Origin of the sequence: Shewanella surugensis (assembly GCF_023284005.1) — a bacterium.
Lineage (GTDB): Bacteria > Pseudomonadota > Gammaproteobacteria > Enterobacterales > Shewanellaceae > Shewanella > Shewanella surugensis.
Genome location: NZ_JAKIKS010000160.1, coordinates 1 through 10026, shown reverse-complemented (window position 1 = coordinate 10026; position 10026 = coordinate 1). Strand labels below are relative to the sequence as shown.

General features: G+C 40.7%; 9 protein-coding genes and 1 pseudogene. 6 read left to right on the top strand and 4 right to left on the bottom strand.

From position 1 onward, the window contains the following. Positions 1–108 (top strand): annotated as a pseudogene (locus L2764_RS23965) (IS30-like element ISVsa7 family transposase); the annotation flags it as partial. A gap of 285 nt (positions 109–393) precedes the next feature. Here the strand turns inward: L2764_RS23965 and yiaA are convergent. Both yiaA and L2764_RS23955 read right to left on the bottom strand, forming a co-directional pair. Then, the gene (gene yiaA, locus L2764_RS23960) at positions 394–990 is read right to left on the bottom strand and encodes an inner membrane protein YiaA (protein WP_248942893.1); all 597 of its coding nucleotides are present in this window, start codon (positions 988–990) and stop codon (positions 394–396) included. Between the two features lie 165 nt (positions 991–1155). Further along, the gene (locus L2764_RS23955) at positions 1156–2043 is read right to left on the bottom strand and encodes a LysR family transcriptional regulator (RefSeq protein ID WP_248942892.1); all 888 of its coding nucleotides are present in this window, start codon (positions 2041–2043) and stop codon (positions 1156–1158) included. Positions 2044–2200: 157 nt separating this feature from the next. On the opposite strand from L2764_RS23955, the gene L2764_RS23950 reads away from it, so the two are divergent. From L2764_RS23950 to L2764_RS23940, 3 genes are all read left to right on the top strand, one after another. Then, positions 2201–2821, top strand: a complete 621-nt coding sequence (locus tag L2764_RS23950; RefSeq protein ID WP_248942891.1) for a glutathione S-transferase family protein — start codon at positions 2201–2203, stop codon at positions 2819–2821. 96 nt (positions 2822–2917) lie between these two features. Further along, positions 2918–5014 (top strand): FAD-binding oxidoreductase, encoded by a 2097-nt coding sequence (locus L2764_RS23945; protein WP_248942890.1) that lies wholly within the window; start codon positions 2918–2920, stop codon positions 5012–5014. 66 nt (positions 5015–5080) lie between these two features. Then, positions 5081–5548 (top strand): nuclear transport factor 2 family protein, encoded by a 468-nt coding sequence (locus L2764_RS23940; protein ID WP_248942889.1) that lies wholly within the window; start codon positions 5081–5083, stop codon positions 5546–5548. Positions 5549–6197: 649 nt separating this feature from the next. Here L2764_RS23940 and L2764_RS23935 read toward each other — a convergent pair. Beyond that, a complete protein-coding gene (locus tag L2764_RS23935) occupies positions 6198–7019 on the bottom strand; it encodes a hypothetical protein (protein WP_248942888.1) in 822 nt (273 codons plus the stop codon). A gap of 389 nt (positions 7020–7408) precedes the next feature. On the opposite strand from L2764_RS23935, the gene L2764_RS23930 reads away from it, so the two are divergent. Next, positions 7409–8476, top strand: coding sequence for a cache domain-containing protein (locus L2764_RS23930; protein WP_248942887.1), 1068 nt, complete (start codon positions 7409–7411; stop codon positions 8474–8476). 73 nt (positions 8477–8549) lie between these two features. Here L2764_RS23930 and L2764_RS23925 read toward each other — a convergent pair whose 3' ends face one another. Then, positions 8550–9455, bottom strand: a complete 906-nt coding sequence (locus L2764_RS23925) for a LysR family transcriptional regulator (protein WP_248942886.1) — start codon at positions 9453–9455, stop codon at positions 8550–8552. A 137-nt stretch (positions 9456–9592) separates the two neighbouring features. Here L2764_RS23925 and L2764_RS23920 point away from each other — a divergent pair, with 137 nt between their 5' ends. Then, complete coding sequence (locus L2764_RS23920; RefSeq protein WP_248942885.1) at positions 9593–9952, top strand: SRPBCC family protein; 360 nt, start codon at positions 9593–9595, stop codon at positions 9950–9952. Positions 9953–10026: the final 74 nt, after the last annotated feature.

The window sequence follows — 10026 nt, the reverse complement described above, 5'->3', positions numbered from 1 at the left end:
GCCAATGCTGAATTTTTAATTAACATGAGGCCAAGAAAGGCGTTAAACTTTCTCAGTCCTTATGAGTTTTTAACAGGTAAACGTGTGTCGCTTATTGCTGAGATCTAGGGATTAACTATCGTTTGAGACGATAAAATTCAGCTGCTAATATGAGATTGAGCAACGACGGCCAAATTTGAAATATCCTGCCATTGCTTAATGACTTCGGATTTATATCTCACCACCGCAGTGATTAAACTCATAAACAGCGCTGAAAATGCCACTATCACCTCAGGTTGTTTGTACCACTTAACTACTCACACCTTTTCACTATTCCTTTATTCTGTGTCTGTCCTTAATGAATGAACTCAATCATTCACTTTGCAGTACTGGATAGATAAAAATGAGGCCGTTTTATAGCTTATCCATCACTTCAGTCACCTCACCTGCAGTCCCTAGACTATTGCTCATGTTCGGAAAAGCCGCAGGATCAGTTATGCCCTGCTCGTTAGTTAAATCTCGCGTATTCTTTTGCACCGTAATGATGGCAAATAAGCTAACAATAAAGGCCATACCATAAAACCCCTTTTCACTTAACGCGAATTGAGCATTAAACAACCCCACGACCAATAAAGCGATGGCCGCGGAAAAAGCAAACCAACACATGCCTAAAAAAACAGAAGTCACAGGGATCCCTTCTTCCCTATCTCGCACCGTTTTTTGCAACGTCACCGCTGAGAACATCGCCAATAAAAAAATAGCGAAATAATACCCCTTTTCATTTAACGCTATCGTCGCATTCCAAAGGCCCATTAAATAGCCAATAACCCCGATGGCCAAAGTAACCCAAGTCGCGGCAATATACGCTTTTGTCGGTTGATTTAAATGATGATTGTAACTTAAGTGTGAAGTCATCTTGACATTTTCCTGTTGCGTTAAACTTAGCCCTTTACGTGTCACTTTAAAGACATACCGAATGGCTGTGAAATAAATACTCTGGATCAATAGCATGCACTGTCCTTTTGCTAATCTGTCCGTTGCAATTCATTTAAAAGGATAAAGTAAACTCTAGCCTTAACACAATGAATCACAAAGTAATTAACTAGAATATAACAATATAAGCACGACGGTGCAAATATAAGAGCACAGTACGGTTCCAAGCAAAGTAATCACTATTCATTTCACGTTAAATGTCAAAACAAGATGATCAATCAGTGCTCGAATGCGTGCCGTTAAATGTCGATTAGAAGGATAAATGGCATAAAGACTCAGTTCGGTGACTTCCATCTCTTCAAATAACAGTTCAAGCGATCCATCTTTAATAAACGGTTCGGCGGCATAATAAGGACATCGAGCAATGCCTAAACCTTCAGCAGCCATATGAGCAATGGCGCGCGGAGAATCAGCATGAAATGAGCCACTGACACGTATTCTTTCAATCACCTTATCGATACAAAACGCCCAATGATTGGGATCGGCTGCCGATGTAGGAATGAGACAGTTATGAGTCGTCAATGAATCGGGTTGCAGTGGTCTGCCTCTTTGCGCTAAATAATCTGACGAGGCACACACGACAATACGCATGCTCAGCAATTTGCGGGCAATCAGTGTCGAGTCTTTGAGTTGCCCGAAACGGATCGCAAGATCATAGCCCTCTTCTACAATAGCAACATATTGATCTGATAGATGAAGATCGATAGTAATGTTAGGATGAGCCTCTTGAAATGGACCAATGGCCTTCACAAGCTGACGACTTCCAAATCCCGTTGGCGCGCTGATACGAATAGTGCCAGCTAACTCTGACTGCCGCTCTTGTACTAAACCCTCCAGCTCATAAAATTGTTCTAAAAGAGGCGTACATCGTTCCAAATAAGCACGACCTATATCGGTCAAAGTGACGCTACGGGTAGTACGATTAAATAACTGAGCACCTAAATATGTTTCCAATTGCCTGACATATTTGCTGGCAAGATTAGTGCTTATTGCCAATCGTTTCGCACCCGCAGTAAAAGAGTTTTCGCTACTCACAGCCACAAAGGCACGCATTCCCTCTATTTTGTCCATAATACTGTCCTTCTGATCCAATAGATCATTATTATACATATTTTGAATACAATGTTTATCCAAACAACATCATTGTATTCATTGTGAACAAGAAATAGGATCAACACTCAAATAAAAAATGACTTTCACCCCCCAACTTAAAAGGAAGGAATCAATCATGTCAAACTCAATTCGTATTCACAGTTTTCCACTTTCTGGTCACGCTCATCGTGTCGAATTGTTTGCTAATCTAGCAGGCATTGCTCATGAAGTGATCAACGTCGATTTGGCTAGCGGTGCAAACAAGCACTCAGAGTTTCTGGCACTCAATCCTCTTGGGCAAATCCCAGTAATAGAAGATGGCGATACTGTGATTGCAGATTCAAACGCAATTTTAGTTTACTTGGCCAGAAAATATGCCCCTTCCTACATTCCACATGATCCAGTAGGGGAAGCTGAAGTACAAAAGTTTCTTACATTAGCGGCAGGTGAAATTGCATTTGGTCCGGCCGCCGCAAGACTCATTACGGTGTTTAACGCTTCACTGGATGCTGATTTTGCTAAAGAGACCGCGACAAAAGTATTATCGAAACTAGAAGCACATCTAGACAATCGCGAATTTTTAGTCGGTGACAACCCAACAATTGCTGATGTTGCCATATATAGCTACGTCGCCCATGCACCAGAAGGCAACGTTTCGTTAGCCCCCTATCCAAATGTGCGCCGATTATTAGTTAATATCGAGACATTGGAAGGTTTCAAACCTATGCCTATAACCAAAGTCGGACTCGCAGCATAATCGACACATCAAGCAAAATAGCCCGATAAATTCAACTGAGGTGCAAGCTAAGGCTTGCTAACTGATCCTGATGCCAGATCGACAATGAGGTTTAAGATGCAGTACATCAACGATCAACACTCGCCTTTCCACTCAGGTGAAAAAAACCTCCAAACACGCACTGGAAAACGAGAGGCGATGGAAAGTTTTGGACGACGTGTCATCCGTTCATTTATGCCCGACCAGCACCGTCAGTTTTATGCTACCCTCCCTTTCATGGTGGTAGGGGGGGTCGATAAACAGGGTTGGCCTTGGACCTCCCTATTATCGGGAAAACCTGGATTCATGCAATCACCGCATTCAACCACGCTCAATATTAATGCGACTTTGCCAATGGGTGATCCGTTGGCAAAGATCATTAAACAATCAGGCAGTCCGTTAGGTTTGCTTGGTATTGAGATGACGACTCGTCGCCGTAACCGCCTCAATGGTCGTATAACCCACACCGATGATTCAGGATTTTCACTGCAAGTAGACCAATCTTTTGGTAACTGTCCTCAATATATTCAGAACTGGAAGATCCATTTTGTTCGAGAACCAAATACCATCAATACAGCCGATATGATGAATGACAACATCACCACCTTTAATTCATTAGACGCACAAGCACGTCATTTGATTAAAACAGCAGACACTTTTTTTGTATCGAGCTTCATTAACACCAAAAATAATCCTGAAATCGAAGGCGTCGACGTATCACACCGTGGCGGACGGCCAGGCTTTGTAAAAATAGAAGACGATACTCTGACCATCCCTGACTTCCCAGGAAATAACCATTTTAATACTCTGGGCAATTTTTTAGTCAATCCAAAAGCAGGAATGACTTTCATTGACTTCTCAACAGGTGAGCTGCTAATGCTGACGGGTACCGTTGAACTGTTGTGGGAAGACGAGCCAGAGGTCATTGCATATAAAGGCGCAGAACGCGCTTGGCGTTTTAAGCTCAACCATGGAATAAGACTCAAAGATGCGTTACCTTTTAGGGGCTCAATCGAGGGCTATTCGCCCAACACACTGATCACTGGTGATTGGAAGCAAGCTGCAACAACGTTAGCGGCAGAGAAAAAGCGCAATTCATGGCGTCCGTTCAAACTCAGTCGAATCGAAACCGAAAGCCATCTTATCCGCTCATTTTATTTTGAGCCCGCTGATCACCATGGTCTATTACCTTTCTCAGCAGGGCAATTTTTGACGTTACGAATTCCCCTCCCCAATAAAGAACAACCCGTTCTTCGAACTTACACCGTGTCATCCGCGCCTGGCGAGACACATTATAAGATTTCAGTGAAACGTGAGGTAAAGGGGTATATCTCTCAAGCCTTGCATGACAACTTAAAAGTGAACGACATCATTGAAATAAAAGCCCCCAGAGGTGATTTTTTCATCGACACGGTAGAACATCGCCCTGCCGTGCTCATTGGAGCGGGTGTCGGCATCACTCCCATGATCTCAATGGCATCACATGTGCTAACCGAAGGAGTACGAACACGCCACATGCGTCCACTGACTATATTACAAGCGCCTAGAACAACCGCTGAGCGTGCATTTCATCATGAATTTCAGTCCATAGAAAAACAGTCTCAAGGAAAAATCCGTTATCACTCTTTTATTTCAGCCCCGCGCACAAGCGAAAAAATAGGAGTGGATTTCAGTGGTACGGGCCGTCTCTCTGCCCACGTTCTTCGGAAAATACTCGCACTTGATGATTATGATTTCTTTTTATGTGGACCCCCTGAATTCATGCAAGCACTCTACGATATGATTCGCAGCTTAGGCGTATCTGATGCACGCATATTGGCAGAGGCATTTGGCCTCGCGGCATTACAACGCCAACCCGATAACAGCATAGTCTCTTCCAATGACGCCAGCAGCATTACTGAAGAAGCACAAAAGGCTGTCATTACGTTTACACAATCCAATATTGAGCAAGATTGGAATGCCGGTGACGCCACCCTCTTAGAAACCGCTGAAGCACAGGGGATAACCCCTAATTTTAGTTGTCGCCATGGTGTTTGTGGGGCTTGTGCCACAAAAATAAAAGCAGGCTCTGTCACTTATCGCAGCCAAGCGAGTGCCACTCACGCTAAAGATGAGGTACTCATTTATTGTGCCGTGCCTGCAAAAGGAACCGAAGCATTAGCATTAGTTTTATAACGTTACGACTCACCGTTATTGACCCACAATTCGTCAAATCCCGATACTTTAAAGGAGAACATCATTATGAATACACGCCCTCCACTTCCCCCTTTTACAAAAGCAAGCGCTTTAAAGAAAGTAAGGTTAGCTGAAGATGGCTGGAACAGTCGCGATCCCGCGACTGTCGCGCTCGCCTATACAAACGATACCCAATGGCGAAACCGTGCAACCTTCGTCAATAACCGTGAAGAAGCGCAGGCCTTCCTAGAAACAAAATGGCTAAAAGAGCAGGAATATAGACTAATAAAAGAGCTTTGGGCATTTACTGACAATCGGATTGCCGTTCGTTATGCCTATGAATGGCATGACGATAGCGGTAACTGGTTCCGTTCTTATGGTAATGAAAACTGGGAGTTTAGCGAAGATGGGTTAATGAAAAATCGTTTTGCTTGTATTAACGATCTCCCTATTAAAGAAGAAGATCGACTATTTTATTGGCCACTAGGCAGGCGGCCCGATGATCACCTCGAACTGTCCGATTTGGGGCTGTAATTAGCCACATTGCTCGCACAACCATTAAGTCACATTAACGTAAAAACGATACTTAAAAATAAATCAATAAAAGCACGAATACTTTTCAAACGATACTCCATTATTTAGAATAAAAAGCGATGGTTAATCACTGACGTAAATTTGATCAACACGCAGAAAAGTACCCTATATTCAAGCTGTTTTCTATCATTCACTTTAACAATTACATGGCTTATCCACGCACAAATATCCTCGATTTCTGTCAATAACACTTTTTTGAGCCATACTTATACAGTAATCCACTGCGAGTTATCAACAAATAAATGCTGTACATAAATGTCACAACCTAACCAGGTACCAGGGGTTGACTCAACTTCACTTTAAGCTTAACAGATTACTTCGAAAGGAGAATATTATGAGTAAAGGGAAAAATAGTAAAAAAAATGCCAAAAAGAAACCGCTTTTAACGGCAAAAGAAAAGAAAGCAGTAAAAATAGCGAAAAAGTCCACACCTGATATTCTGGGTAACTAGCCCTCCTGCATAGACATCAAAAATACACTTAAGCGGCCATCGAGTAAAATCGATAGCCGCTTAAGTCCTTAACCAGAACGAACAGCTCTTCTATTGCTATTCATTTTAATTCACACGAAAATAATCAACCTTCTACCATTAAACATCAGTGCTCAATGGTGGAAGCGGCTTAGGTTGAGGGTAGTTAACCTCAAGGTGCTGACTAAGTAGCAAACACTTTTCACCAATTTTATTAAGATGGGATTGTATATTATGTTCCAGCCTAATTTGAAGACGCGCAGTTTTAGTTTGATCTGTTAATGTTAAGGCCTTGCTCTCCCAACGATGAAAGGGCTCATCACCAAACCTTGCCTCTGCGATTTCCAGTGCAAATTGATTAATCTTGCTATCACATGAGCCCAAAGTATATCCATTCTCCATTTTCAGATCACAATGTTGAGGCTTAGTCGCCAACAAGACAGGTAAGATGGCACGAATTTTAGTAAGATCACTGTCCTTGTTCTGTGCCAAATCATAAAGAAAGTCTTTTCCTATCACTGTCGGTTTTAAGTTAACCAAAGCTAAACCGACAGTTGATAAACTCTGCTTTATATCATTAATCTCTTTATAGTTACTAAGGCAAGTGATCTCTTCTTGATTAATGGTCAATGTAAACCGACCAAAATCACTGCTGGAGCGAGCACCCGCAATATCATTGCGGTGACCTTCAGGCATCAAGCCCTGCAACGTACCGACAGCCTTATCTTTTTCGGCAGTCGTTTTATCTGGATCGAGTAAAGTATTAAAAGCCACAATGGCTTTTTCCTTATTACCATGAGTAAACCACTTATCGATAAATGCCTCGATCAAGCCAAGCTCTGGTAAGCGAGTCTGTTGCTTTTCACACCCTTTCATTTGATCCATATCTAACGTTAAGTGTGCATTAAAAAAATAATTGCCCGAGATTGATAAGCTTTCCATTAAATCATCCTAAACATTGTAAAGACACGAACGATACGTTGAATATAAAAAGATAACTATCAGTTAGTTAAATGATTATCAGAAAACAATATAGACTTTAGGCAAGGTTTAAACAAATAATGGCAATAATCATCTCACTGGACTTTTTAACAGCAGTAATTGTTTAACAACGGTTCACTCAGTGAATCGCTATTAAACCCTCATTGATGTCCATATTTTCAACAAATAATAACCAACATATTGACTCTTTTGATTCAATTTTGACTAGACTTTGATCTTACTTGACTCAGTCATGAGATCCGATGCGCTTTACTTAGCCATCAAACCTACTTATATAGCTTATTAATAGAGGAATAGTGGTTATTAATAAAAGAAAATAAAGGACAGTAATGAAAATGATAAAAACCATTCAGCATATTTACTCTTATATTTTTACTTGTGTTGTCATTCTTTTGATCACGGCCTGTAATGACAGTGAGTCGCAATCTCAATCAGGCTATATTTCAGAATACGAATTAAATAAAGTGATCGTTCAAGTCAATGTCGTCAATATGGCAACAGGGCTTAAAGCCACCTTTAATGAATTCATTGATGACGATGATGAGCGCATTGCACTTACCCAAGCCATGGTGAATGAAGCCCGCTTTTTTGACGATGACTCAGGCTATTTTTTTGTAGAAACACTGGACGATGCCACCGTCATTGCTCATATTTATGACAGTTGGATAGGTACCAGTAGAATCGATGCACAAGATTTGAACGGGAAATACCATGTGCAAGAAATGATTAAAACCGTTGAACGTATTGGTTTTGGCTTTCTCTCTTATTATTTCACTAACCCCGCCACTGATGAGCCCGCGGATAAACACAGCTTTGTCACCGGCATTGATGTAACCGAATGGTTTATTGCTGCTGGTGTCTATAATGATGGCATTGCTAATCTATTAGATATCAATGACGCCAATAAAACCCAAGTAAAACAAGTCACCCAGCCCATGGCCGAAGGGCTGTCTGCGGTGTTGACTGACATCTATACAGATGAGTCATCACAAACTGATTTTTTAAAGGTTTTTATTGACTATATTCGCTTTTTTGACGACCAATCTGGCTATTTTTTTATTCTCGATAGCTCAGGGACTGTTATTGCCCACGGCGCAGATGACTCATTGGAAGGTGAAGATTACTGGAATTTAACTGACTCAAAAGGTGACTATTTTGTTCAAGGTTTAATCACCACTGCCGAAGAGAATAGAATAGTGACGGTGGCTATTATCAATATTATTGGGAGAATCCCTCAACCGGAAAGGATGAAGAAAAAATCACCTTTATTATCGCCATCCCAGATACCGACTACTTCATCGCCGCTGGCGTTTACCTACATTAAGTTTTTATACGAATACAACGAAAAAGAATCACAATATAGGCATTCCAGCTATCTTGTGAATTCTGTATACTAGCAATTTGTAAGAAACTTAAATAATAGAAAATATTAACTTATTTCTTTGATTTAATTAATCAGCTATCACTAAATCATACTTTATCACAAGGATTGTCGACTAGGCCTGCAAACTGACCTTTATGATCGATAAATATTTCTGCAATAAAATCCATAAAAGTTTTAACTCGGGCAATATGTCTTAAATTAGGGTGACTCAATAACCACAAATCTCCACTAAAGCCTTCTTCTACGGGTCTTAAACGTTTTAACAAAGGATCATTATCCCCTATTATACAAGGCAGAAATTGAATCCCCATTCCGGATCGAATACCTTCATGCAACAATTGAAGCGTATTAACATAGCATATAATTTTCGCTTTCCTAGCGTGTTTAAACATCCACTTCTCTGTTACTTTTGCCCCCATTTTCCTCTCATAGGCAAGCCAAGGGTATTCATCATAAGATAAAGTACTGCCTAACTTTTTTATTAACTGATTGGATCCATATAATGCATATTTAACCTTAACCAATTTTCGTCCTATTAAATGTTCAGGTGGAAGCACACCTATTCTTATCGCCACATCCGCTTCTCTTTGAGTTAAATTCTTCTGTTGATTCGACAAAGAAAGTTCCAATTCTATTTTTGGGTAACGTTGACAAAACTCGTGAAAAGCCCATTGCCAATGTCCTCCTATAATTTCAGGAAACGTGACCCGTAAAGGACCCCTTAAATCTCGATCTTTTCCAGCTATATTATCATCAACTTGAAAAACTTTTTGCTCCATTTCTTCAGCTATTGTAACCATATCTTCACCAGCTTGCGTGGGAAATACTCCTTGATGCAATTTGTCAAATAACTGCACCCCGAGTTCCCGTTGCAAAGACTTTAGCCTGCGGGTGACGGTAGTCTGGTTAACCCCCAAGGTTTCTGCTGCCCCAGAGAGGGTCCCTTTTCTATAAATGGCCAAAATATACCGAAAGTCATCCCAATTTATCATAGTGTTCTCTTCTTTTTCACCCTGCATTTATGCATAACAAGCATGTGTTTTTACCTGTTGTAACAGCAAATAAGTCCATATAAGATAATGACCGAAATAACATACTTTGCAAATATAAAAAAACTAAGGAAAAAGACATGCCTCAATTTATAGCAAAAAAAATCATCAATGCTCCAATTAATACAGTTTGGCCCCTACTCGATGATTTTGAAAATATTCAAATATTTCATCCTGGAGTTGATCAATCCAACTCTCTAAATGATCAAGCCAAAGGTTTGGGGGCTAAGAGACAATGCAATTTTTATGATGGTGGGTTTGCTCAAGAAGAGATTGTAAAATACGATCCTGATCACGGATTCATGACAGTTAATATTTATGCTGGTACCCCTATGAAAGCCATTAAAAAATTTAATGTAGATTTCTCTGCTGAAAAAACAACCGACAATCAAACTAAAGTGACAGTCAGGGCGGGATCGCACTTTGTTAACAAAGATTGAATCTGCTGAATTACTGTGATCTAATCGCACCTCACTTTCTGAGAGGTAACCCAATGACCCTGATCGAACACCTT